At 73.1% G+C, this 23,948-nt stretch carries 24 protein-coding genes; 14 read left to right on the top strand and 10 right to left on the bottom strand.

Annotation, left to right across the window (positions count from 1 at the left end):
- Nucleotides 1-30: 30 nt before the first annotated feature.
- The 3 genes from GA0070621_RS20040 to GA0070621_RS20030 are packed head-to-tail and all read right to left on the bottom strand — an operon-like array spanning nucleotide 31 to nucleotide 2,092.
- A complete protein-coding gene (locus tag GA0070621_RS20040; protein ID WP_091198233.1) occupies nucleotides 31-339 on the bottom strand; it encodes a cupin domain-containing protein in 309 nt (102 codons plus the stop codon).
- The gene (locus GA0070621_RS20035) at nucleotides 336-1,286 is read right to left on the bottom strand and encodes an LLM class F420-dependent oxidoreductase (protein ID WP_091198230.1); all 951 of its coding nucleotides are present in this window, start codon (nucleotides 1,284-1,286) and stop codon (nucleotides 336-338) included. The genes GA0070621_RS20040 and GA0070621_RS20035 overlap by 4 nt, the downstream gene beginning before the upstream one ends.
- 2 nt (nucleotides 1,287-1,288) lie before the next feature.
- Nucleotides 1,289-2,092, bottom strand: coding sequence for an ABC transporter ATP-binding protein (locus tag GA0070621_RS20030; RefSeq protein WP_091198227.1), 804 nt, complete (start codon nucleotides 2,090-2,092; stop codon nucleotides 1,289-1,291).
- A gap of 282 nt (nucleotides 2,093-2,374) precedes the next feature.
- Between GA0070621_RS20030 and GA0070621_RS20025 the strand changes: the two genes are divergently transcribed.
- Nucleotides 2,375-3,403, top strand: a complete 1,029-nt coding sequence (locus tag GA0070621_RS20025; RefSeq protein WP_091198224.1) for an ABC transporter substrate-binding protein — start codon at nucleotides 2,375-2,377, stop codon at nucleotides 3,401-3,403.
- 97 nt (nucleotides 3,404-3,500) lie between these two features.
- The gene (locus tag GA0070621_RS20020; RefSeq protein ID WP_091198222.1) at nucleotides 3,501-4,346 is read left to right on the top strand and encodes an ABC transporter permease; all 846 of its coding nucleotides are present in this window, start codon (nucleotides 3,501-3,503) and stop codon (nucleotides 4,344-4,346) included.
- A gap of 90 nt (nucleotides 4,347-4,436) precedes the next feature.
- Here the strand turns inward: GA0070621_RS20020 and GA0070621_RS20015 are convergent, their stop codons facing one another.
- A complete protein-coding gene (locus GA0070621_RS20015) occupies nucleotides 4,437-5,618 on the bottom strand; it encodes an ABC transporter substrate-binding protein (RefSeq protein ID WP_091198219.1) in 1,182 nt (393 codons plus the stop codon).
- 447 nt (nucleotides 5,619-6,065) lie between these two features.
- Here GA0070621_RS20015 and GA0070621_RS20010 point away from each other — a divergent pair, with 447 nt between their 5' ends.
- From GA0070621_RS20010 to GA0070621_RS19995, 4 genes are all read left to right on the top strand, one after another.
- Nucleotides 6,066-9,074 carry a sensor histidine kinase gene (locus tag GA0070621_RS20010; RefSeq protein ID WP_091198218.1) on the top strand — a complete coding sequence of 1,003 codons (3,009 nt, stop codon included), beginning with the start codon at nucleotides 6,066-6,068 and terminating at the stop codon, nucleotides 9,072-9,074.
- Complete coding sequence (locus GA0070621_RS20005; protein WP_013288588.1) at nucleotides 9,071-9,478, top strand: roadblock/LC7 domain-containing protein; 408 nt, start codon at nucleotides 9,071-9,073, stop codon at nucleotides 9,476-9,478. The genes GA0070621_RS20010 and GA0070621_RS20005 overlap by 4 nt, the downstream gene beginning before the upstream one ends.
- A gap of 70 nt (nucleotides 9,479-9,548) precedes the next feature.
- The gene (locus GA0070621_RS20000; RefSeq protein ID WP_091125064.1) at nucleotides 9,549-9,911 is read left to right on the top strand and encodes a DUF742 domain-containing protein; all 363 of its coding nucleotides are present in this window, start codon (nucleotides 9,549-9,551) and stop codon (nucleotides 9,909-9,911) included.
- Entirely contained in the window at nucleotides 9,892-10,515 is a 624-nt protein-coding gene (locus GA0070621_RS19995; protein ID WP_091198215.1) for a GTP-binding protein, read from the top strand. The genes GA0070621_RS20000 and GA0070621_RS19995 overlap by 20 nt, the downstream gene beginning before the upstream one ends.
- Nucleotides 10,516-10,528: 13 nt before the next feature.
- On the opposite strand, the gene GA0070621_RS19990 is transcribed toward GA0070621_RS19995, so the two are convergent.
- Complete coding sequence (locus GA0070621_RS19990) at nucleotides 10,529-11,617, bottom strand: uroporphyrinogen-III synthase (protein ID WP_091198212.1); 1,089 nt, start codon at nucleotides 11,615-11,617, stop codon at nucleotides 10,529-10,531.
- Between the two features lie 219 nt (nucleotides 11,618-11,836).
- Here GA0070621_RS19990 and GA0070621_RS19985 point away from each other — a divergent pair, with 219 nt between their 5' ends.
- The 6 genes from GA0070621_RS19985 (at nucleotide 11,837) to glmM (ending at nucleotide 15,790) form a co-directional block, all read left to right on the top strand.
- Nucleotides 11,837-12,532, top strand: coding sequence for a class I SAM-dependent methyltransferase (locus GA0070621_RS19985; RefSeq protein ID WP_091198210.1), 696 nt, complete (start codon nucleotides 11,837-11,839; stop codon nucleotides 12,530-12,532).
- Nucleotides 12,533-12,621: 89 nt separating this feature from the next.
- Entirely contained in the window at nucleotides 12,622-12,912 is a 291-nt protein-coding gene (locus GA0070621_RS19980; protein WP_091198207.1) for a DUF6364 family protein, read from the top strand.
- Nucleotides 12,902-13,195 (top strand): type II toxin-antitoxin system PemK/MazF family toxin, encoded by a 294-nt coding sequence (locus tag GA0070621_RS19975; RefSeq protein WP_091198204.1) that lies wholly within the window; start codon nucleotides 12,902-12,904, stop codon nucleotides 13,193-13,195. The genes GA0070621_RS19980 and GA0070621_RS19975 overlap by 11 nt, the downstream gene beginning before the upstream one ends.
- A 191-nt stretch (nucleotides 13,196-13,386) precedes the next feature.
- The gene (rplM, locus tag GA0070621_RS19970) at nucleotides 13,387-13,830 is read left to right on the top strand and encodes a 50S ribosomal protein L13 (RefSeq protein WP_091198201.1); all 444 of its coding nucleotides are present in this window, start codon (nucleotides 13,387-13,389) and stop codon (nucleotides 13,828-13,830) included.
- 20 nt (nucleotides 13,831-13,850) lie between these two features.
- Entirely contained in the window at nucleotides 13,851-14,315 is a 465-nt protein-coding gene (gene rpsI / locus GA0070621_RS19965) for a 30S ribosomal protein S9 (protein ID WP_088991922.1), read from the top strand.
- Nucleotides 14,316-14,434: 119 nt separating this feature from the next.
- A complete protein-coding gene (gene glmM, locus GA0070621_RS19960) occupies nucleotides 14,435-15,790 on the top strand; it encodes a phosphoglucosamine mutase (RefSeq protein ID WP_091198198.1) in 1,356 nt (451 codons plus the stop codon).
- Nucleotides 15,791-15,907: 117 nt separating this feature from the next.
- Here the strand turns inward: glmM and GA0070621_RS19955 are convergent, their stop codons facing one another.
- From GA0070621_RS19955 to GA0070621_RS19945, 3 genes are read right to left on the bottom strand one after another with little or no spacing between them, the layout of a single operon-like run.
- On the bottom strand, nucleotides 15,908-17,017 hold the full coding sequence (locus GA0070621_RS19955; protein WP_091198196.1) for a threonine aldolase family protein: 1,110 nt from the start codon (nucleotides 17,015-17,017) through the stop codon (nucleotides 15,908-15,910).
- Complete coding sequence (locus GA0070621_RS19950; protein ID WP_091198193.1) at nucleotides 17,014-18,201, bottom strand: pyridoxal phosphate-dependent aminotransferase; 1,188 nt, start codon at nucleotides 18,199-18,201, stop codon at nucleotides 17,014-17,016. The genes GA0070621_RS19955 and GA0070621_RS19950 overlap by 4 nt, the downstream gene beginning before the upstream one ends.
- 59 nt (nucleotides 18,202-18,260) lie before the next feature.
- A complete protein-coding gene (locus GA0070621_RS19945; protein WP_091198191.1) occupies nucleotides 18,261-19,172 on the bottom strand; it encodes an MmpS family transport accessory protein in 912 nt (303 codons plus the stop codon).
- A gap of 260 nt (nucleotides 19,173-19,432) precedes the next feature.
- Between GA0070621_RS19945 and glmS the strand changes: the two genes are divergently transcribed.
- On the top strand, nucleotides 19,433-21,346 hold the full coding sequence (gene glmS / locus GA0070621_RS19940) for a glutamine--fructose-6-phosphate transaminase (isomerizing) (RefSeq protein WP_091198189.1): 1,914 nt from the start codon (nucleotides 19,433-19,435) through the stop codon (nucleotides 21,344-21,346).
- Nucleotides 21,347-21,411: 65 nt separating this feature from the next.
- On the opposite strand, the gene GA0070621_RS19935 is transcribed toward glmS, so the two are convergent.
- Nucleotides 21,412-23,040 (bottom strand): alpha/beta hydrolase, encoded by a 1,629-nt coding sequence (locus tag GA0070621_RS19935; protein ID WP_091198188.1) that lies wholly within the window; start codon nucleotides 23,038-23,040, stop codon nucleotides 21,412-21,414.
- Nucleotides 23,037-23,333 carry a type VII secretion target gene (locus tag GA0070621_RS19930; RefSeq protein ID WP_091198185.1) on the bottom strand — a complete coding sequence of 99 codons (297 nt, stop codon included), beginning with the start codon at nucleotides 23,331-23,333 and terminating at the stop codon, nucleotides 23,037-23,039. The genes GA0070621_RS19935 and GA0070621_RS19930 overlap by 4 nt, the downstream gene beginning before the upstream one ends.
- Nucleotides 23,334-23,561: 228 nt before the next feature.
- Between GA0070621_RS19930 and GA0070621_RS19925 the strand changes: the two genes are divergently transcribed.
- Complete coding sequence (locus GA0070621_RS19925) at nucleotides 23,562-23,930, top strand: holo-ACP synthase (protein WP_091198182.1); 369 nt, start codon at nucleotides 23,562-23,564, stop codon at nucleotides 23,928-23,930.
- Nucleotides 23,931-23,948: the final 18 nt, after the last annotated feature.

Here is a 23,948-nt window from a genome sequence, read left to right as displayed (position 1 = left end):
GCGGCGCGTCGGCCTGACTACCGCGCGTGGCTACTTCAGCTCGACCAGGCGGGCCAGGTAGGTCGTGTCACCGACGTTGGTCAGCATGTGCACCGCGCCCGGGTCGCGGTAGACCACGCCGCCGGTCGGCTCGTCGGCGTCGATCGTGGTGCCGTCGATGGTCTGCACGACGTTCTTGGCCCCCTGGATCGCGATCACCAGGTAGGGGTGGTCGTGCCGGTGCAGCGGCTGCCGCTCGCCCGGCTCCAGGCGGATGTGCCAGACGCGTACCTTGTCGTTCTCGTAGACGATCTCCTGGCCCACGGGGCCGAGTTCGAGGTCGGCGGAGAGGTCGGTCATCGGGTCCCGTCCAGTTGGGGGAGCACCTCGGCGGCGATGAGCTCCAGGTGGTCGAGGTCGGCGAAGTCGATCAGGCGCAGGTGGGCCCGGGTGGCGCCGACCGCGGCGAACTCGCCGAGCCGGTCGACGAGCTGCGCGGGGGAGCCGACCACCGGGTCCTCCGGCGGCAGAGCGCTCTTGACGTGCAGCGGCGCGGCCCGCCGCCGCGCCTCCGCGTCGGTACGCCCGATCGCCACCACGACGCCGGTGGAGAACACCAGCGGAGCACGCCCCGATCCGGTACGCCCGACCCGGTCGCACGCCTCCCGCACCCGCTGGTACGCGTCGGCCGTCTCGGCGACACCCTTGAACGGCACGTTGAACTCGTCGGCGTACCGGGCGGCCAGCTCGGGGGTGCGCTTCGGGCCCCGCCCGCCGATGATCAACGGCGGGCCGGGCCGCTGCACCGGCTTGGGCAGCGCGGGCGCGTCGACGAGCTGGTGGTGCTCGCCCTTGAAGCTGTACGTCTCGCCCGACGGGGTGCCCCACAGCCCGGTGATGATCTGCAACTGCTCGGTGAGCCGGTCGAACCGCTCGCCGACCGGCGGGAAGGGGATGCCGTACGCGGTGTGCTCCCGCTCGTACCAGCCGGCGCCGATGCCCAGCTCGACCCGGCCGCCGCTCATCTGGTCCACCTGGGCCACCTGCACGGCCAGCGGACCGGGCAGCCGGAAGGTGGCCGAGGTGACCAGGGTGCCGAGCCGGATCCGGGAGGTCTCCCGGGCCAGCGCGGCGAGCGTCAGCCAGGCGTCGGTGGGGCCGGGGAGCCCCGGGTCGTCGCCCATGGACCGGTAGTGGTCGGCCCGGAAGAAGCCTTCGAAGCCGGTCTCCTCGACCCGCCGGGCGAACCGGAGCTGGTCGTCGTAGCTGGCCCCGCGGTGCGGCTCGGTGAACACCGTCACGCGCATGGTCAGCGCCCCCCGGCCCGAGCCGGCGTCCCCGCCGGTACGTCGTCCGGGGCGTCCCGTTCCATGAGCAGCTCGTGCAGGTCGGCGCTGATCCGGGCGACGTCGGCCAGGTGCGCGTTGCGACCCAGGGTGCGCGGGCGGGGCACGTCGACCTCGACCACCTTGCGGATCCGGCCGGGACGCGGGCTGAGCACGACCACCCGGTCGGCGAGCAGCACCGCCTCGTCGATCGAGTGGGTGACGAAGACGATGGTCGCCCTCGTCTCCATGTGCACCCGCTGGAGTTCGCCGGAGAGTTCCTCCCGGGTGAGCGCGTCGAGCGCCGAGAAGGGCTCGTCCATCAGCATCACGCGCGGTGCGCCGATCAGCGACCGGCAGAGCGAGACGCGCTGCTGCATGCCGCCGGAGAGCTCGTGCGGCAGGCGCTTCTCGAAGCCGCCCAGCCCGGCCATCGCCAGCAGCTCACGGGCCCGGTCGCGGTGCTTCGCCCGGCTCCAGCCGAAGATCTCGACCGGAAGCAGGACGTTGTCCAGCACCGAGCGCCAGGGCAGCAGCGCCGGCCGCTGGAACAGCATGGCGATGTCGCGGCGCGGTTTCGTGATCGGCGTGCCGTCGACGGTGATCTCACCCCCGGTGACCGGGAGTAGGCCGGCGATCATCCGGAGCAGGGTCGACTTGCCGCAGCCGGAACGGCCGAGGACGGCGACGAATTCGCCCTCCGCCACATCGAGGTCGAGGTTGCGGACCGCCTCGACCCGCCCGGAGCGGCCGTCGAAGGTGCGGGACACCCCGGAAAGTCGGATCATCGCCCGCCAGCTCCTTCCACGTCGTGAACGAGAGCCGGGCTAGCGTAACGGGTCGCTCCCTATAGCACCGTCGGGGGTGGAGCGGCGTCCGCTTTCCGTCGAACAACTTCGTTTCCTTTCCGCAACCCGTACGCCCGACGGTGTCCATCGGCCTTCTCGTACGCTGTTGCGCGCGAAGAGTCCCCTCACGACGGTCCTGTCGGCGTTCCCTCCTGCCGACCCCGTCGGACCCACGACCCGTCCAGCCGAACACGGCCTGGTCGGAAAGGACATGGTGCACAGATGAGAAGGCTGACCCGTACGGTCGCCGCCGCCGCGCTGGCCGCCACCCTCGCCCTGGTCTCCGGCTGCAGCAGCGGCTCGGACAAGTCCGCGGACACCAAGGGCGCGAGTGGCGCGCTGGAGAAGGTGACCTACCTCACCTCGTTCGGCAACTTCGGCCGCGACTCGTACGCCTGGGTGGCGAAGGAGAAGGGCTTCTTCAAGGAGGCCGGCTTCGACGTCGACATCAAGCCCGGGCAGGGCACCGGCGCGGTCATCCAGACCATCACCGGCGGCCAGGCCGACTTCGGCCCGATCGACCTGACCGGTGGCCTCCTCCAGATGGGTAACGGCCAGGCCAAGGACTTCGTCGCGGTGGCCGCGATCCAGCAGCGGACCATGGCCGCCATCGTCTCGGTCGAGGGCAAGAACATCGCCACGCCGAAGGACCTGGAGGGCAAGAAGCTCGCCGACACCCCGGGCTCCGTCGTGCGCAACCTCTTCCCGACGTACGCCCAGCTGGCCGGCATCGACGGCAGCAAGGTGACCTGGGTCAACGGTGAGGCGCAGGCCCTGATGGGCATGCTCGGCTCCGGCTCGGTCGACGGCATCGGCCAGTTCGTGGTCGGTCAGCCCACGGTCGCGGCGGTGACCAAGAAGACGCCGGTGGTGCTGCCCTACAGCAATGTCATGCAGGACCTCTACGGCAACGCGCTGATCACCTCCGCGAAGATCGCGAAGGAGAAGCCGGAGATGGTGAAGAAGTTCACCGCGGCGCTGCTCAAGGGCCTCGAGTACGCCCTGGCCAACCCGCAGGAGGCGGCCGAGATCCTGAAGAAGAACGTGGACGCGACCGTGCCGGCCGCCGCCGCCGCCGAGCTTGAGCTGATGGCCGCGTACGTCCGGTCCAGCAACTCCGGCACCGCGATCGGCACCCTGGACAGCGGCCGGGTCGCCAAGAGCATCGCCCTGCTCCAGGGCGCGGGCGCGCTCAAGAACGACCTCACCCCCGACCAGATCATCGACTTCAACCTCGCGCCGAAGGCCTGACCGGTCGGCTCGGACATCGGGGGTGCGGCCCGCCGTTCCGGTGGGGCGCACCCCCTTCGCGTGCCGGTCGTCCGGCCGGCCGAGAGAGGAGGACACGTTGACGCAGTTGACCGGGGCCCCCGCCGGTGCGCCGGCCGCGGCTCCGTCGCAGGCCGCGCCCGCGCCGGGCCGGCCCAGGGTACGCCCGGGGGTCGTCGGGCTGCCGGCGCTCGGGTTGGTTATCGCGGTCACGGCCTGGTGGCTGGTCACCTCGGGCCTGGAGCTGGTTCCCTCGGCGGCGCTGCCGCCGCCGCAGGCGGTGTGGGCCGCGCTGACCGGGACGTCCCACGTGCTGTTGCCGGCGCTGCTGAGCACCACCTGGATGACGCTGGCCGGCTTCCTGCTGTCGGCGGTCGCCGGCGTGCTGATCGGGATGGCCCTGGCCGGCTCCCGGCGGGTGGAGCGGATGTTCGCGCCGCTGCTGGTGGCGGTCAACGCGGTGCCGAAGATCGCGTTCGGGCCGCTGCTGGTGGTCGCGGTGGGCTGGGGCCAGAAGCCGATCCTGACCATGGTGTTCCTGCTGTGCTTCTTCCCGATCGTGCTCTCCACCGCGACCGGGCTGACCACCACCCCGGCCGAGCTGGCCGAGTTGGCCCGGTCGCTGAACGCGTCGTGGTGGCAGTCGTTCCGCAAGGTGCGTCTCCCGGCCGCCCTGCCGCAGATCTTCGTCGGGCTGAAGGTGGCGATGCCGCTCGCCGCGATCGGCGCGGTGATCGGGGAGTTCTACTCGGACCGGCCGGGGCTGGGCTACCAGATCCTCCAGTACAACGGCATGGGCGACTTCCCGACGGCGTGGGCGGCGATCATGCTGGTCGCGCTGATGAGCATCCTGCTCTACGCGGCCCTCACCCTCGTCGAGCGCCTCGCCCTCCCCTGGGTCAAGGCCACCACCTCGGCCAGGTGACCAAGGTGTGGCCCGACCGCAACCGCCGGAGGGATCAAGCCTGATCGCCCGGAGCAGGTTGTGGTCGGGCCACACCAGCAGGAGCAACCCCTAGCCGGCGAGCCGCCAGCGACCACCCCGTGCCACCAGCGGGGTCAGCGCCTGCGGCATCAGGCCGGAGTGGTTGTCCGGGGTCATCCGGATCGGGCCGGAGAGCCCGTCGAGCTGCGAGGTCTCCAGGACGTCGCGCAGGGCGTCCCGGCCCGCCTTGCCCGGCGCGCCGCCGGCGCGCAGTTCGGCGTCCGCGATGAGCTGGACCGCGTCGGCGGCGAACGACGAGGAGCCGTGGTAGCCGCCGAAGCGAGCGGTGTAGTCCTGGAACCACTGCCGGCGTGCGGCCTTGGCCGGGGTGGTGGCGATGACGTCGTCGATCACCATGGTCTGCGTGAAGATCAGGGTGGCCCGTTCGGTCGACTTGGCCGAGGCACCGAGGAACAGGTCACCGGCCGCCGCGGCGTCGAAGAAGAGCGAGCCGGCGAAGCCGCCCTGCCGGGCGCTGGCGGCCGCCAGCGAGGCCTGCTCGGACGGGGTCCAGACGATCAGCGCCTCGGGCTTCTTCGCGACCAGGTCGGCGACCTGACCGCTGACGTCGGTGTCGGTCGGGCGGATGGTCTCGGCGCTGAGCAGCTTGATCTTGGCCTTGCCGAGCTCGCCCTCCAGCGCGGCGAGTCCCTCCTTGCCGTAGGGGTCGTCGCTGTGCAGCACGGCGACCCTGCGCACCTTGCCCCGGCGCAGTTCGGCGGTGAGGGCGGCGGCGCTGTCGGTCGCGTTCGGAGCCAGCTTGAACATGTAGCGGCGTTCGGCGATCGGCTCGGTGACGGCGGCGGAGGCAGCGAGCGCGATGGTCGGAACGCGCTTCTCGCCGATCGTCTTGGTGGCATTGACCGCGCATTCGTTGCAGCCGCCCATGATGACGGCGCTGACACTTGAGTCACCGCTGAAATCGCTGATGTTACGCAGGGACTCGGCGGCGTCGGAGCGGTTGTCCTTCACCCTGAGTTCGACCTTCCGGGCACCCAGGGCGCCGGAGGCGTTCAACTGCTCGACCTTCAGTTCCAGCGCCCGTTGGTACACCTTGCCGACGGGCGCGGAGGCGCCGGAGAGTTCGAGGTCCGCGGCGATCACGATCGGGCTCGTGTCCTCCTGCGCGCCGCCGAACTGGCATCCGGTGAGCGTGGTGGCCAGCACGGCCGATGCGAGCGCCGCGATGCTCGCGGAGCGGATGGGGCTCAACTCAGTCCTCCAGGTGCGGCGCGGGCGTACGCCCGGTCACCGCCGCTTGACCGTCCTCATTGGAGTGACGGGATTGGTATGCCGTACGGTGTGCGCGAAGCCTGCAAAACCTTGCCAATGCCGGGCCCTGCGGTCAAGCGCGGATGTCGGGAGTAGCTTCGGGACACGCATCCCACATATTGGGGACGCGGATTATCGATGCACGATCACTGCGCAGATACGGCCGGCCACGCTGTGGTGACATGCCCAGTTCAGGAGCCTGGGGAAATGAAGGTATTAGTTGACCGGAGCGCGGGTTGAGCCACCACCGACCGTTTCCTGCCCCACCGCGGCTTCCCAAACGGGATCTTCTCTGATGAAATTCCGGCCGTGCCGCGCGTGGCGCCGGCCGCCGTACCAGGCACGGGTCGGCGGGGCGGGCGCGGAAGATACGACGGAGGCGATGTCGTGAGCACCGGACCTACGACCCTGCCCGAGAGCCCCGACGCCGGTCAGCGGAAGCGGCGACGGGGACTGCCTCGGCTTCGTGATGCGCGCATCCGGTCCAAGCTCGCCCTGATCCTGGTCGTTCCGGTCGCGGCTGTCATCGCACTGGCGACCATCCGACTCGTGTCGGTCGGCCAGGGCGCATACGAGGCGACCCAGATCCGGTCGCTGACCGCGTTGTCGATCGACGTCTCGGCGCTGACCCAGGACCTGCACAAGGAGCGGATGTCGGCGTCCGCGTTCCTGGCCGTGCCGAACAGCAAGCCGGACGACTACAACCTCCGGGTACGGCGCACCGACGAGCGGATCGCGGCGTACAAGACCGAGCGGGAGCAGCTCGGCGACGTGCCGGCCTCGGTCCGGGACCGGCTCAAGGTGATCGACGACCACCTGGCCACGCTGAACGGCACCCGGCAGGAGGTGCTGGACCGGCAGCAGATGCCGGTGGCCGAGGCGAGCCTGCGCTACGGCATCGTCCTCAACGACCTCGTCGCGTACGGCGACACGCTGGCCCAGCAGCCCGGCGCGGAGAGCATCGCCGACGCCCGCCGCGCGGTGGCCGCGTTCGCCCACGCCAAGGCGGAGGTCGCCGAGGAGCAGGCGGTCGCCTTCACCGCCCTCTCCAACGGGCAGATCGACGAGGAGCAGTTCTCCTCCTTCCTGGCCACCCTGACCGCCCAGCAGGAGGCGTTGCTCTCCTTCTCGCGGTCCGCCGATCCGGCCCAGCGGTCCCTGGTGGACAGGACGGTCTCCGGCGACGCGGTGCAACTCGCCGACCGGGTGGCGAACGACCTGTCCCGCTCGATCGGGCAGAACTCGCTGGTCGACCGGGACGCCGCCGCCGCGGCCATCGGCGCGGTCAACGACCTGATGCGGTGGGCCGAGGTCCAGCTCCAGGAGCGGCTGCTGACGGCGGCCGACACGGTGCGCGCGGACGTCATCCGGCAGGCGGTCGTGGAGAGCCTGCTCGTCCTGCTCACGCTGGCCATCGCCGTGACGCTGGCCGTGGTGCTCGCGCGCTCGCTGAACGAGTCGCTGCGCCGGCTGCGTGAGGGCGCCCTGGCGGTAGCGAACCACGACCTGCCGGACGCGGTGAGCCGGCTGCAGAACGTCAACGCGATCGGCGACGGCGGGGTGGACGAGATCGTCCAGCAGGTCCGGGACCCGATCAAGCTGTCCAACCGCGACGAGGTCGGCCAGGTGGCGGCGGCCTTCAACGTGGTCCACCGGGAGGCGGTCCGGGTGGCGGCCGAGCAGGCCGCGCTGCGGACCAGCGTCTCGGCCATGTTCCTCAACCTGGCCCGGCGCTCGCAGAACCTGGTCGACCGCATGATCGGTGAGCTGGACGCGATCGAGCGTGGCGAGGAGGACCCGAAGCGGCTCGCCCAGCTCTTCGAGCTCGACCACCTGGCCACCCGAATGCGCCGCAACGACGAGAACCTGCTGGTCCTGGCCGGTGCCGACTCGGCCGTGCCGCGCCGCGACGACGCGCTCCTGGTCGACGTGCTGCGGGCCGCCCAGTCCGAGGTGGAGCTCTACAACCGGATCGAGTTCGGCACCGTCGACACCGACATCTCGGTGGCCGCGCACGCGGTCAACGACGTGGTCCGCCTGGTCGCCGAACTGCTCGACAACGCCACCCGGTTCTCGCCGCCGAACACGACGGTGGTCGCCGACGGCCGGCGGATCCGGGACTACGTGCTGATCCAGGTCGAGGACCGTGGCCTCGGTCTGAGCGACGAGCAGCTCGACTCGCTGAACCGGCGGCTGGCCGCCCCGCCCACGGTCGACGTGGCCGCGTTCCGGCTGATGGGTCTCGCCGTGGTGAGCCGGCTCGCCTCCCGCTACGGCATCCGGGTGGAGCTGCGGCGCAACGTCGAGGGCGGCACCGTCGCCCAGGTGACCCTGCCGAACTCCGCCGTGGTGCTGCCGGCGAACCGGGGCCAGGCGTCGCTGCCCCGACCGCGCCAGCCGCTCGCCGTCGAGCAGGCCCCGGCGAGCCAGCTCGGCTCCGCCGCCGACCCGCTGGCCGGCGCGTCGCGGGGCGGCACCGCGACCCTCACCGACCAGTGGCGCGCCGCCACGCCGCCGCCCGCCCGCTGGCAGGCCGAGGCGCGGGACACCGGCCCGGCCGTGCAGATGGGTGGTGCGACCGGCGCGCTGCCGAGCGTACCGACGCCCGCCCCGGCCGCGCCCGCGCCGTCCGCCCCCGTCTCCGGCACCGGCTGGTCGGCGGGTGGACCCACCGTCTCGTACCCCGCGCTCGACCCGCTGCCGAGGCGGAGTCCGGGCACCGAGGCCACCGCACCGGCCCCCGCCGCGGTGACCCCGCAGGCGTACCCGGTCGCGCCGACGTACCAGCCGGTCTCGGCGGCGCCGCCGGCCGCGCCGGTGGTGGCCCGGCCGGAGCAGCCGGCCGAGGCACCCATCTTCCGGGAGATGGAGGCGGTCTGGTTCCGTTCGCACGGCAACGACGAGACCACGATCTTCACCCGGCCACAGTTCGACGACGAGCCGGCGCCCGCCGCGGCGCGGCCGGTCGCCGCGGCTTCGCCGCCGCCCCCGCTGCCGACCCGTACCCCGGGTGCCCAGGCGTCGGGGCTGACCACGCCGCCGCCGTACACGCCGCCGGCGGTGCCGCCCGCCGCCGCCGTACCCCCGTCGCCGCCTCCGTCGGCGGCGGCGAGCGACACGAGCGCCTGGCGGACGGCGGCCGACGAGGGCTGGTCTCGGGCCAGCCAGGCAGCGGAGCCCTCCAACGGCGGCACCACCCGCTCGGGGCTGCCGAAGCGCGTGCCGCAGGCCCAGCTCGTGCCCGGCGGCGTCGAGCCCAAGGGCGGCCGGTCCCGGGCCCGGCGCACCCCCGACGAAGTACGCGGCCTGCTGTCGGCCTACCACCGCGGTGTGCAGCGGGGCCGGACGGCGGGCGCAGACCTGAACAGCACCTCGACCAAGGAGACGAACCGATGAACAGGCCAGCGGCCATGCAGGACATGGGTTGGCTGCTCACCAACTTCGCCGACAGCGTGGCGGGCATCGCCCACGTGGTGGCGGTGTCCGCGGACGGGCTGCTGCTCGCCTCCTCCCGCGACCTCCCGGGGGACCGGGCCGACCAGCTCGCCGCGATCACCTCGGGCGTGGTGAGCCTGACCGAGGGCGCCGCGCGGATGTTCAGCGCCGGCGGCGTGCTCCAGACGGTCATCGAGATGGACAGCGGATACCTCTTCCTCATGTCCATCAGTGACGGCTCGTCGATGGCGGTGCTGGCCGCCCGTAGCTGTGACGTCGGCCAGGTGGGTTACGAGATGGCGCTGCTGGTGGAACGGGTCGGCCAGGCCCTGGTTCCGCTGCCGAGGGACGCCGTCCGGTCCTGACCGGCGGTGGGACATGACGTTGTGACGCGGAGCCGGCCCGGCTCCGTACGGAAGGGGAGGTGATCGCGAGATGGAACCACGGCGGGATCCGCGTGGGGCGCTGGTGCGACCGTACGCGGTCACCCGTGGCCGCACCGAGCCGTTGCAGAACATCGCGCTCGAGGCGGTGCTGTCGTGCACTTTCACCCAGTCGGCCGAGGCGCGGTTCGCCGGGCACGACAAATACCGCATCGCCACGGTCTGCGAAGGCCGGGCACAGTCGCTGGCGGAGATCGCCGCGTACACCCGGATGCCGCTGGGGGTCACCCGGGTATTGGTCGCCGACATGGTGGCCGAGGGCCTGCTGACGCTACACACTGCCGCTCCCGCAACGGGTTTCCAGGAGCGGATGAACCTGCTTGGAAGGGTGCTAAGTGGACTTCGCGAACTATGACCCCGCGGGGGCGGACCGCAGCCGGGAGATCATCTCCGCGAAGATCGTGGTCGCGGGTGGCTTCGGGGTGGGCAAGACCACACTGGTCGGTGCGATCTCCGAGATCACTCCGCTGACCACCGAGGCGCTCATGACGGCGGCCGGTGTGGGCATCGACGATCCGTCGAAGGTGCCCGGCAAGGAGACCACCACGGTCGCCATGGACTTCGGCCGGATCACCATGGCCCAGGACCTGATCCTCTATCTGTTCGGTACGCCGGGACAGACCCGCTTCTGGTTCATGTGGGACGAGATCATCCGGGGGGCGGTGGGCGCGGCCGTGCTGGTGGACACCCGGCGGATCACCGACGCGTTCGCCCCGCTGGACTACTTCGAGAACCGCAAGCTGCCGTACGTGGTGGCGCTGAACCGGTTCGACGGCGCTCCGCTGTACGAGGTGGAGGAGGTCCGCGAGTCGCTGGCGATCTCGCCGGACGTGCCGCTGGTGTGGTGCGACGCCCGGAACCGCGAGTCGGTCAAGCAGGTGCTGGTGACCGTCGTCGAGCACGCCATGCTCCGCCTCCAGGCCGAGCACGAGCGCGGCTACCCGGCCTCGGTTGGCTGACGCCGGGGACTGTTCAGTCCACCCGGAGCCGGTAGCCGCGCCGGACCACGGTCTGCACCACGCGGGGGGCGCGCAGTCCGACCCGTAGCCGGGCCACCGCCATCTCCACGGCGTGCTCGTCCGCGCCCCGCGGCAGCGTACGCAGCAGGGCGGTGCGGGACAGCACGGTGCCGGGCGACGCGGCGAGCGCCCGCAGCACCGCCATCGGGGAGGGTGCGAGCGATCGCAGCTCCCCGTCCACCACCGCCGCGTGCCCGCGCAGGGTCAGCAGGTGCCCGCCGGCCGTCACGGTCACCGTCCGGCGGGGCAGCTCGTCGACGATCGTCCGGACCAGCGCGTCGAGCCGCGCCCGGCGCGGGGCGCTCACCGGCACGCCCCGGCTGACCAGGGGCTCGGCGGTGACCGCGCCGACGCAGCTGGCCAGCACGTCGCCCCGCAGCGCCTCCAGCACCGTCTCGGTGCGGTCCCCGGCCGCCCGGAGCAGCGCCTCCGCCGCCGGGGCGGAGGTGAACGTGACCGCGTCGACCAGTCGCCCCGCGACCAGGTCGATCAGCCGGTGCAGGGGCGCCGGGTCGGTGGGCGGCGCCCACCGGTAGACCGGTACCTCGATCACCGTCGCGCCGGCCGCCGCCAGCGTCCCGGTGCACCCGGGTCGGCGCTCGCCGTGCAGTTGCACCGCGACGACCCGGCCGGCCACCCCGCGGCGTACCAGGTGGTCGACCACCTCGCGGCAGCTCTCCGAGTCGGGGGACCAGTGCGCCCGCAGGCCGGCGGCCCGGATCACGCCGGTCGCCCTCGGGCCGCGGGCCACCACGTACGACCGGCCCAGCGCACCGCGCAGCGGCCCGCCGAGTCCCCAGCCCTCGGCCGCCTCCAACCAGCCGCGCATCCCGATGCCGGTGTTGGCCACCAGGACGTCCGGCGGGCTGTCCAGGCAGGCCCGGGTGGCCTCACGCAGCTCGGTGTCGTCGGCCAGCGGCACGATCCGCAGGGCCGGGGCCAGCACCACCCGCGCACCGCGCCGCTGGAGCAGCGCGGCCAGCTCGTCGTGTCGCCGCTCGGCGGTGATCCCGATGGTGAAGCCGGCCAGTTCCTCCCGCATCACTCCTCCAGCAGTGGGTGGCGGTCCACCGGCGCGCCATGCCCGGTCGCGTGGCCGCGCGTGCACGGTCTGTCATGTCGGGAAAGCGTGCCGGCGGGTGATTTCCGGCCCGGGTCCCACCTGTTTCGGTCCGGTCAAGAGCGCACAACCGAGGGTGGTGACGGGTCGGGCCGGGCGGTTTAGAATGTGGGACGAGAATCCTGAATATTGGGAGACGCGATGAGTGTGGCGGATGCGTTCGACGCGGTGGCGGGCAGCTACGACGAGGCCCGACGCCGGCTGGTGCCCTGCTTCGACGCCTTCTACGGGACGGCGGTCGAGGTGGCCGCGCCGCCACTGCGCGCGGCGCTCGCCGCGGGGCGTACCCCGGAGGTGCTGGACCTGGGCGCGGGCACCGGCCTGCTCTCCCTGCTGCTCGCGGCCGCCGTCCCGGGCATCCGGCTGACCCTGGTCGACGCCGCGCCGGGCATGCTCGCCGTGGCCACCGGCCACCTGGCCGCCCGGGGGGTGCCGCACCGGACGGTGCTCGCCGACCTGGCCGACCCCCTGCCCGCCGGGCGGTACGACGCGGTGGTCTCCGCCCTGGCCATCCATCACCTGGCCGACGACGGCAAGCGGGCGCTCTACCGGCGGGCGGCCGAGGCGCTGGTGCCCGACGGGGTGTTCGTCAACGCCGAGCAGGTGGCGGGCCCCACCCCGGCGCTCGACCGGCGCTACGACGAGGCCTGGACGGCCCGGATCGCCGAGTTGGGCTCGGACGCCGAGGAGATCGCCGCCGCCCGGGAGCGGATGCGGCACGACCGGCCGGCGACGGTGACCGACCAGTGCCGCTGGCTCGCCGACGCCGGCCTGGTCGACGTGGACTGCTTCTTCAAGGAGTGGCGCTTCGCCGTCTTCGGTGGCCGCCGCCGCTGACCGGCGCCCGCGATCGCCGGCCGAGGGGCGACCCGTCCCCGGTGTCGTGGATTGTCCGGTTAGCCGACCCCCGCGAACGGGGATGACTGATGGTCATACCAGTGGGTAGTCTCACCGGCATGACCGCCAAGGTGACGCTTTCGTTCTCCGACGAGACGATCGAGGAGGCGCGCCGGTTCGCCAAGCGGGAGGGGCTCTCCCTCTCCGCCTGGATGGACCAGGCCGCGCGGGAGAAGGCACTGCGCGAGGTCTTCACCGCGCACGCCGCCGCCGTCGGTCGCGCCGGGCTGGATCTGGAGGCCGCCGCCCTGGCCGACGCCCAGGAGGCCGCGATGGTCGACGACGCCCTCTTCGGCGGCGGGCGGCCGCGTGCTGCGTAGGGGCGAGGTCTGGCGCGTCTCGGGCGCCCGGGATCGGCTCGGACTGGTGATCAGCTCCGATGTCTACAACTCCACCGACGTGCCGATCGTGATCGTGGCCGAGGTGGTCGAGGAATCGCTGCTGCGCGACTCGCCCCTGGCCGTGCCGATGGGCGCATACGTGGTCATGCCCGACCGGCTCTCCTCGCCGATGAAGAAGTGGTTCACCGAGTGCGTGGACGTGGCCGACACCGAGACCATGCAGCGGGTGGGTCGGGCGCTGCGCATCCTCCAGGAGCTCTGACCGGTCCGGGTGGGTGACAGACCCCGTTTTGACCTGCCGCTGGGCGGCCGGGTATCGTTGCCTGCTGTTGTACGACATTCAGAGGCGTGCCGCATCAGGTACGCTTGGTCGTTCGTGCGCGCTGGTTCGGCTGGGACGCCCCGGTCACCTCGGCGCGCGACCCCAGACCGACGACGAGACAAGGTAGACCTGTGCGTACGTACAGCCCGAAGCCGGGTGAGATCGAGCGTCAGTGGCACGTCATCGACGCCTCTGATGTCGTGCTGGGCCGCCTGGCGACCCACGCCGCCACGCTGCTGCGTGGCAAGCACAAGCCGACTTTCGCGCCGCACGTCGACACGGGCGACTTCGTCGTCATCGTGAACGCGGGCAAGGTCGCGCTGACCGGCAACAAGCGCCAGCAGAAGATCGCTTACCGCCACTCCGGTTACCCGGGTGGTCTGAAGCAGGTCGGCTACGACGAGCTGCTGACCAAGCGTCCCGAGCGGGCCATCGAGCTGGCCGTGAAGGGGATGCTCCCGCACAACAAGCTCGGCCGTCAGATTCTCAAGAAGCTGAAGGTCTACGCCGGTGCCGAGCACCCGCACGGCGCGCAGCAGCCGGTGCCGTTCGAGATCAAGCAGATCGCGCAGTGAGCGCGGGCGAAGGAAGCAGCATGACCGACATCACCGCCACCGAGGTTGCCCCCGAGGCCACCGAGGCGCCGGCGCCCGTCGCCCGCGCGCCTCGCGGCGACCGCCCGATCCAGACCGTGGGTCGGCGCAAGGAGGCCATCGTCCGGGTCCGCATCGTCCCCGGCAGCGGCAAGATCACCTGCAACGGCCGCGACCTCGAGGCCTACTTCCCGAGCAAGGTGCACCAGCAGCTCATCAAGGACCCGCTGGTGACCGCCGAGAAGCCCGAGGCGTTCGACGTGATCGCCAACCTCCGTGGCGGCGGCACCACCGGCCAGGCCGGTGCGCTGCGCCTCGCCATCGCCCGGGCGCTGATCGTGAGCGAGCCGGACGACCGCCCGGCCCTGAAGAAGGCCGGCTTCCTGACCCGTGACGCCCGGGTCAAGGAGAGCAAGAAGTACGGCCTCAAGAAGGCCCGTAAGGCTCCTCAGTACTCGAAGCGCTGATCATCAGCAGCGCCTTGTACTTCTGACGGACGGCCGGGTCCGCCTCCTCTGCGGGAGGTGGGCCCGGCCGTCCGCCTTTCCTCTCCTCGCAACGGCAGTTCCATCGGAGGTTGGCGGGTATGGGCCGGTTGTTCGGCACGGACGGCGTACGCGGGCGGGCGAACGCGGATCTCACCCCGGAGTTGGCGCTCGCGGTGGCGGTCGCCGCCGCGCACACGCTGGCCGAGACGGACAAGAGCCATCCGCCGCTCGCCGTGGTCGGTCGGGACACCCGGGCCAGCGGCGAGATGCTGGAGGCCGCCGTGGTGGCCGGGCTCACCAGCGCCGGCGCCAACGTGGTACGGGTCGGCGTGCTGCCCACGCCCGCGGTGGCGTTCCTCACCGCCGAGGCCAAGGCCGACCTGGGGGTCATGCTCTCCGCCTCGCACAACCCGATGCCGGACAACGGGATCAAGCTCTTCGCCGCCGGCGGACACAAGCTGCCCGACGAGATCGAGATGCGGATCGAGGCGGCCGTCGAGGCGAACGCCACCACCGCCTGGGATCGCCCGGTCGGCGCCGGCGTGGGCCGGGTGCACGACCTGCTCGACGGCGCCGACCACTACGTCCAGCACCTGGTCGGCACCGTGCCGCACCGGCTCGACGGGATCAAGGTGGTGGTCGACTGCGCCAACGGCGCGGCGGCCGAGGTGGCCCCGGCGGCCTACCAGGAGGCCGGCGCCGAGGTGATCGCGATCTGCGCCGAGCCGGACGGGCTCAACATCAACGACGACTGCGGCTCCAACCACCTCGACGCGCTGCGGGCCGCCGTCGTGGAGCACGGCGCGCACCTGGGCATCGCCCACGACGGGGACGCCGACCGCTGCGTCGCGGTGACCGCCGACGGCGTCGAGGTCGACGGCGACCAGGTGATGGCGATTCTCGCCCTGGCCATGCGCGAGGCCGGCGAGCTGACCGAGGACACCCTGGTCGCCACCGTGATGAGCAACCTCGGCCTGCGCCTGGCCATGTCCGCGCAGGGCATCCGGCTGGTCGAGACCAAGGTCGGCGACCGGTACGTGCTGGAGGAGCTGCGCGCGTCCGGCCTCGCCCTCGGCGGCGAGCAGAGCGGCCACATCGTCATGCCGGCGTACGCCACCACCGGCGACGGCGTGCTCACCGGGCTGCACCTGATGTCCCGGATGGCGGCCACCGGCAAGTCGCTCGCCGAGTTGGCCTCCGTGGTGACCAAGCTGCCCCAGGTGCTGATCAACGTGCCGGTGGGCGACCGGACCGTGGGCTCGGCCGCGCCGGCCGTCCGGTCCGAGGTGGAGCGGGCCGAGGCCGAGCTGGGCGAGACCGGTCGGGTGCTGCTGCGCCCCTCCGGCACCGAGCCGCTGGTCCGGGTCATGGTCGAGGCGGCCACCGAGGCCACCGCCCGTTCCGTCGCCGAGCGGATCGCCGAGCAGGTACGCACCGCCAGCCCGGCCGGCTGACGACTGTTCCGGCCCGGCCCGGCCCGGTCTGCGGGTCGGGCCGGTCTGCCGGCGAGCCCGGTTTTGGCGTTCCCGGCTTCAAGCGAGAGCTGGGCGATGCGCCCGGCAGCCCCGGCCTCAGCGTTGTGCCACCCGGCGCAGGAAACGATCGGCCAGGTCGACGACCTGGTCGGCGTCCAGCTCCAGCGCCGGGCCGGCCACCGTCACCTCGGCCAGCGCCACCCCGGGCACCTCGGTGTCGCGCCAGCCGCCGACGAACCACGCCTTCTCGTCCTCGGCGAGGGCCAGGTTGGCGGCGTTGAGCGCCTCCGCCGGATGCGGCAACCAGAGCCGGAACTGGTGGGTGTGCGGCGGCATCGGATGCACCCGCGCGCCGGGAAGGGTGGCCAGGGCCGCGGCCACCACCTTCGCGTGCGCCACGTAGCCGGGTAGCCGGGGCAGTTCGTGCGTCAGACCGGCGAGCGCGGCGAGGGCGGCCGGCCACTGCTGGAACAGGTTGCCGCCGTAGCGGTGCCGCCAGGCGCGGGCGTACCGCACCAGCTCGGTGGACCCGGCGAGCGCCGCCCCCGAGTGGCCGCCGAGGGACTTGTAGAACGAGACGTACGTGCTGTCGGCCAGGGCGGCGATCTCGGCCGGCGACTGTCCCAGGTGGACGGCCGACTCCCAGAGCCGGGCGCCGTCCAGGTGTATCCGGGCACCCCGCCGCCGGGCCGCGCCGACCGCCGCGACCAGCTCGTCCCAACCCGGCAGGACGAAGCCGGCGTCCCGCAGCGGCAGTTCCAGCAGCAGCGTGCCGATCGGCTCGTCGAGCGCGGCGATCTCCTCGGCCGTCGGGTTGCGCGGAGCGCTCGTGGTCAGCACCGCGCGCAGGCCGCCGAGAACGGCGTACGCGTCCCGCTCGTGCAGCAGTGGGTGGCTGAGCGGGTGCAGGCCGACCGCGTCCAGGCCGGTCAGCTCGGCGCCGTACCGCATGGCGACCTGCTGGGCCATGGTGCCGGTGGGGAAGAAGGCGACGGCCTCGGTGCCGAGCAGCTCGCCGATCCGACGTTCCAGTTCCTCGACCGGGCCGCCCTCGCCGTAGAAGTCCGGTAGCAGGTCGTCGGCCGCCACCGCCCGGATCGCCGCGAGCTGCTCCACCACCGAGGCCGGCCGGACGCCGGAGAGCACGGTGTCGCAGCCGCGCTGCGCGGTGTCCCGGCGGAGCCGGTCGGCGTACGGCTCGGTCATGGTTCCATCCTCAGCCGGCGCAGCCGGGTAACCGCCTCGGTCAGCACCTCGGGCCGCTTGCAGAAGGCGAACCGGACCAGCCGCCGCCCCGCCTCCGCGTGGTCGTAGAACACCTGCGTCGGCACCGCCACCACGCCGCAGCGCTCCGGCAGCGACCGGCAGAACTCCACCCCGTCCCGGCCGCCGAGCGGGGTGACGTCGGCGGTCACGAAGTACGTGCCCTCCGGGGTGAGCACGTCGAACCCGGCGTCGGTGAGCCCGGCGACGAGCTGGTCGCGCCGGCGCCGCATGCCGTCGGCGAAGTCGGCGAAGTACGCGTCCGGCAGCCCGAGCGCCACCGCGACGGCCGGTTGCAGCGGCCCGGCGTTGACGAAGGTGAGGAACTGCTTCACCCGCAGCACCGCGGAGACCAGCGGCGCGGGTCCGCTCACCCAGCCGACCTTCCAGCCCGTGCAGGAGAAGGTCTTGCCGGCCGAGGAGATCCGCAGCGTCCGCTCCCGCATGCCGGGGAGCGTCGCCAGCGGCACGTGCGCGGCGGCGGCGTCGGTGAAGACCAGGTGTTCGTACACCTCGTCGGTGACCGCGTACGCGTCGTGCTCCTGACAGAGCTCGGCGACCAGGGCCAGCTCGTCGGGGGTGAAGACCTTGCCGGTCGGGTTGTGCGGGGAGTTCAGCAGCACCAGCCGGGTACGCGGCCCGAACGCGGCGCGCAGCTCGGCCGGGTCGACGGCGTACCGGCCGTCGGCGGCGGGCCGCAGGGTGACCGGCCGGCGGACCGCGCCCGCGAGGGCGATCGAGGCGGCGTACGAGTCGTAGTACGGCTCGAAGCAGACCACCTCGTCACCCGGCTCGCACAGGGCGAGGATGCTGGCGGCGATCGCCTCGGTGGCGCCCGCGGTCACCACGATCTCGCCGTCCGGGTCGTATTCCAGGCCCCAGAACCGGCGCTGGTGGGTCGCGACGGCCGCGCGCAACGCGGGAAGACCCGGCCCCGGCGGGTACTGGTTGTGCCCGGAGCGCAGCGCGTCGGCGGCCGCCGCGAGCATCTCCGGCGGGCCGTCGGTGTCCGGGAAGCCCTGCCCGAGGTTGACCGCGCCGGTGCGTACGGCGAGCGCGGACATCTCGGCGAAGACGGTGGTGCCGAACGGCCGCATCCGGGCCACCAGCGCATCGGTCGTCGTCACGCGGCCAGCCTACGGCCCGCCGTTGACGCCGCAAGACCGTCGTGTCCCCGCCGCCGGCGTCACCAGCCGAAGCAGGTCGCCGCGTTCTCGCCCGAGTTCTGCGAGACGACCTTTCCGTTGATGGTGATTTTGCAGCTCACCTCGCCCGACTGGGTCGGCGACGCGATGATCTGCACCCGCTCGCGGTCGTTGGCGGTGAACGCCATCCGCCACGGCGTCTGCACATCCTCGACCTGGAAGAAGTCGCCGTTGGCGTCGTAGAACTGGATGTACGCCGAGTCGCCGCCGGTCACCTCGTAGGTGACCGTCAGGCTGCCGGGCCCACCCGACGGCGTGGTGGCCGGGTTGTTCGGCGGCACCGAGGCGACCTCCTCGTCGGGTACGCCGTAGCCGGGTTCGTACGGCTCGCTGGAACTCACCTGCTCGTCGTAGAAGCTGCCGAGCACGCCCAGCCCGACGCAACCGCAGAAGACGAGTGCCAGGACGGCGATCACGATGCCCACCACGATCGCCGCGGTCCGGCCGCCGTTCGCCGGGGGCGGCGGCCCGGGATACGCGTACGGCGGTGGGTAGCTGGCGGGCGGCCAGGCCGGCGTGGGGTGACCGGGCCAGGGGTGCCCGGGTGGCGGCGTGGCGCCCGGTGCCGGCACCGGCCCTCCGAGCGGACCCGCCGGGCCGGTCGGGGCGGGGTGCCCGGTGGGGGCTGGGTAGCCGGTCGGGGCGGGCGCGCCCGGCAGGCCGGCGACACCCGGCACACCCGTCGTGCCCGGCAGGCCGGTGGCGCCGGGCGGGCCGGTGGTGCCCGACTCGTCGACGGGCGACCAGGGCATCGGCGAGGGGGCCCAGGGCGTCGGGGCGGCCAGTGGGTCCGGCGGCGTCCAGGGCGCGGGCGTCGGGACGGCCGGCGACGCGGTGGGATCGGTCGGGCTCCCGCCGGGCTGCGGATCGGGGGACGGCGTTGCCTCGGACATCAGCTCAGCTCGCAGGGGACGGGCGCGGAGACGACCGCGAGAGGGATGGGCGCGTCCGGCGTCGGGCGGCCGGTCGGACCAGGGACCTCAATGTAAGGGACGGTGGCTCGTCCGGCGCGCTCCGTGCCGTACGCACTGCCGCCCGCCTTGGGAGGTTTATCCGATCCGCGCACTCCGTCCACCTGTTCGCTCAAATTCAGTGATCGTTTACCCGGCTTCCGAGCACCCGTGGTGAGCGAAACTGGGTTAGGCTGCGGACCATGTGTGGAATCGTGGGTTACGCCGGCGCGCGCCCGGCACTCGGCATCGTGCTCGACGGACTGCGGCGGCTGGAGTACCGGGGCTACGACTCGGCCGGCGTGGCCGTCGTCTGCGACGACGAGCTGCTGATCGAGAAGAAGGCCGGCAAGCTGGCCAACCTGGAGAAGGTCCTCGCCGAGCGGGCCGCCAGCGACCCGGACTCCTGCGCCGCCAGCCCGATCGGCATCGGCGACGGCACCACCGGCATCGGCCACACCCGGTGGGCCACCCACGGCGGGCCGACCGACCGCAACGCCCACCCGCACCTGTCCCCCGACGGCCGGGTCGCGGTGATCCACAACGGCATCATCGAGAACTTCGCCAAGCTCCGCGCCGAGCTGGAGGACGACGGCGTCGAGTTCGCCAGCGACACCGACACCGAGTGCGCCGCGCACCTGCTCGCCCGCGCGCTGGCCGGCCTGCGCGCGGCCGGTGAGGTCGACAGCCCGCAGCTGCTCGCCTCCGCCATGCGGCTGGTCTGCCAGCGGCTGGAGGGCGCCTTCACGCTGCTCGCCGTCGACGCCGGGATCCCCGGCGCGGTGGTCGGCGCCCGGCGCAACTCGCCCCTGGTGGTCGGTCGCGGGGACGGCGAGAACTACCTGGCCAGCGACGTGGCCGCGTTCATCGAGCACACCCGCGACGCGGTCGAGCTGGGCCAGGACCAGATCGTCCTGATCACCCCGGACAACATCGAGATCACCGACTTCGCCGGCCAGACCGCCACCGGCAAGGACTTCCACATCGACTGGGACTCCTCGGCCGCGGAGAAGGGCGGCTACGACTGGTTCATGCTCAAGGAGATCGAGGAGCAGCCGCAGGCGATCGCCGACACGCTGCTCGGCCGGCTCACCGAGACCGGTGAGATCGCCCTCGACGAGGTCCGCCTCAGCGAGCAGGACCTGCGCGACGTCGACAAGATCTTCATCGTCGCCTGCGGCACGGCGTACCACTCCGGCCTGGTCGCCAAGTACGCCATCGAGCACTGGACCCGGATCCCCTGCGAGGTGGAGCTGGCCAGCGAGTTCCGCTACCGCGACCCGGTGCTGGACCGCTCCACGCTGATCGTGGTGATCTCGCAGTCCGGCGAGACCATGGACACCCTGATGGCCCTGCGCCACGCCAAGGAGCAGAAGGCTCGGGTGCTGGCCATCTGCAACACCAACGGATCCACCATCCCGCGCGAGTCCGACGCCGTGCTCTACACCCACGGTGGCCCGGAGATCGCGGTCGCCTCCACCAAGGCGTTCCTCACCCAGCTCGTCGCCTGCTATCTGATCGGCCTGCACCTGGCCCAGGTGCGCGGGATCAAGTTCGCCGACGAGGTGGGCGCGGTCGTCGCCCAGCTCCAGGAAATGCCGGGCAAGCTGCGCGAGCTGCTCGACCGGATCGAGCCGGTCCGCGAACTCGCCCGCGAGCTGAAGTCGGAACCGACCGTGCTCTTCATCGGCCGGCACGTCGGCTACCCGGTGGCGCTGGAGGGCGCGCTGAAGCTCAAGGAGCTGGCGTACATGCACGCCGAGGGCTTCGCCGCCGGCGAGCTGAAGCACGGCCCGATCGCGCTGATCGACAAGGGCACCCCGGTGATCTGCATCGTGCCGTCGCCGATCGGCCGGGGCATGCTGCACGACAAGGTCGTCTCCAACATCCAGGAGGTGCGGGCCCGGGGCGCCCGCACCATCGTGATCGCGGAGGAGGGGGACGAGGCCGTCGTCCGCTACGCCGACCACCTGATCTACGTGCCGCGTACGCCCACGCTGCTGGCGCCGCTGGTGACCACGGTGCCGCTCCAGGTGCTGGCCGCCGAGATCGCCGCCGGCCGTGGGCACGACGTCGACCAGCCGCGCAACCTGGCCAAGTCGGTCACCGTCGAGTAGCCCGACCCGACCCGGCCCCTCCGCCCGACGGTGGAGGGGCCGGGTCGTCTCCCCACCCGCCGCGCTCATCGGCCCAGCACGATCCGGGCCATGCCGTCCAGCGCCGGGTTGCCCGGTTCCCAGTAGCCGGTGTGGCCGTACCGGCCGCTGGGGAAGCGTCGCCCGCCGAAGCCCGGGTCGCTCGGGTCGCGCCCGAACCACAGCTCGTGGTCGCGCCCGTCCAGCATCGCCGCCGCCGGACCGAGTGGCGTACCGGCCAGGACCGCCCGGCGGGCCAGCTCCTCCGGTGGCCGGGCCAGCCGGATCACGTCGTCCGGCGCGGTGCTGGCCCAGACCTGCCCGGGCGGCACCCGCAGCTCGCCCGCGTGCTCGACGCCCACACCGGGGGAGCCGACGAAGACCAGCGCGTCGGCGCTCAGTCCGTGGTCGCGGGCCGTGGTGCCGACCACCAGCGAGCCGTAGCTGTGGCCGAGCACGGTCTGCCGGGCGGGCGGACCCTCGTGCGAGGCCCGCAGACCCTCCTGGAACCGGTGCAGCGCCGGCCCGGCGTCCTCGGCCTGGCGGGAGCGGGCCGCCTCGGGCAGGAAGTCCGGCGCGTCGTAGTCCAGCCAGAGCACCGCCGCCGTCTCCTCGCCCGGCCCGAGCGCCGCGCAGCGCTCCAGCACCCGGGCGGCCCGGCCCAGCTCGCCCGGCGCGTCGGCGAGGTCCGCGGTCATCCCCGGGACGTACGTCAGCACCGCGCCGGCCCGGTCAGGGTTGCCCAGCGCCACCACCGTGCGCCCGTCCCCGCCGGGATCCAGCCCGACCAGATAGGCCCGGGGCACCCCCGGCGCGGCCAGCCGCCGGCCCAGCGTGTCGAGGCCGCGCAGGGCCGCCTCCACCCGGGCGAGCCGGAGCACCCGGGCCAGCTCGGGCGGCCCCGGCGGCAGCGGCTTCAGCAACCGTCGGAGTCGGGTCGCCAGCTCCTCACGTCGCGTGGCCAGCAGCAGCCGGTTGGCCTGGTCCCGGGCCGCCACCGGCACCCCGTCGAGTCGGCCGACCAGGGCCGGCTCGTGCCCGATCAGCCAGCGGCGCTGGGCCGGGGTGAGCCCGGCCCACCAGCGGCCGACCTCGGCCGGGCCGGTACCGGGCGACGGCCGCCCGGCGGGCGGGACGCTCACCCAGCCGGTGACCGCCGCCGTGGTCAACTCGCCGAGCCTGGCGGCGGCCTCCCGGTCGGCCGCGCCGGCCAGCGCCAGCGCGCCGCGTATCTCGGCCGCCACCTGGGTCAGCGCCGGCCCGAGCCGGTCGGCGGGACGGGGGTGGGCCGGATCGGGCCGAACCGCCCCCGCCCGGTCCACCAGGAGACCCCCCGCGGCGGCGTGCGCCACCGCGGCGCCGAGCCGGGCCTTCGCCGCGCCCAGCCGGGTGGCGAACTCGGCGAGCACCTGGTCGACCTCGATCAGCGCGGGCAGCACGTCGGTCAGCGCGTCGCGCAGCCCACCTACCTGCGCCCGGGCGGCGGTGGCGGCGGAACCGGACCAGCCGGGACGAAGGGCGGCGACCCGGGCGTCGAGCCCGTCGGCCCGTCGCCGGATCGGACCGGCGAGCCCGCGCCAGGCCACCCCGGCCGCGACCCAGGCACCCGGATCCGCCGCCCAGAGCTGGGCGTAGCCGGCCGTCGTGCCGGGGGTGCCCGCTCGGGCGCCGCTCATCGCGGTATCCCGGTCAGCCGTCGGGCGGCCCGCCCGTCGGCCGCCTCGTAGCCGTCGGCGGCGGCCCGGACCGCCTCGGCGGTGGTCGCCACCCGGGCGGCGAGCGCTCCGCACCAGCGGTGCGTCGCCGCCTCCAGCTCGGCCAGCGCCACCCCGGCACACCAGCCGTCGGCCGGCACCGCCAGCCCGGGAACGCCGGCCAGCGACCGCGCCAGCCGGTACGCGTCGTCGCCCAGCCCCCGTGCGACCCCGCGCAGCAGCTCCGGCTCGACGGCGAACGGCTCCTCGGTCATCGGTGTCTCCCCCCTGGCGCAGGCCGCCGACGGCTGATGCCGGCAGCGAACGGAGGCCCGCGCCGGAGCGCCGGGCGGATCGGGCAACCGGGACGCTAGGTGACTGCTGGCAGCCGGCACCGGCCCTGTGGACAACCGGCGGTCGTCGTACCCGTGGTTGTCCACAGGCGTTGTCCACCGCGCAGCCGGCGGCTAATCTCCGCCCGGAACCGTCGGTAGGGTGAGTTCGTGATCGTGGCTGTCGGCACCGACGTCGTGCTGGTGGACCGGTTCGCCCGGGCCCTGGCGCGCACGCCGCTGCTCGCCGACCGCCTCTTCACCGAGGCCGAGCGGTTCACCCGCTCGGGCAACCCGCGCTCGCCCGAGTCCCTGGCCGCCCGTTTCGCGGCGAAGGAGGCGGTGGCCAAGGCGCTCGGCGCGCCGGCCGGGCTGAGCTGGCACGACTGCGAGATCGTGCCGGATCCGGACGGCCGACCCTGGCTGACCGTCTCCGGCACGGTGGCCGCCGCCGCGGCCGAACGTGGGATCAACCGCTGGCACCTGTCGTTGTCGCACGACGGCGGCATCGCGTCGGCGATGGTGGTCGCGGAACGCTGAGCTGACCGGGCGGGCCGG

The sequence above is a fragment of the Micromonospora narathiwatensis genome (assembly GCF_900089605.1).
GTDB classification, from domain to species: domain Bacteria; phylum Actinomycetota; class Actinomycetes; order Mycobacteriales; family Micromonosporaceae; genus Micromonospora; species Micromonospora narathiwatensis.
The sequence above is the reverse complement of the archived record's forward strand: the minus strand, read 5'-3'. Positions and strand labels throughout refer to the sequence as shown.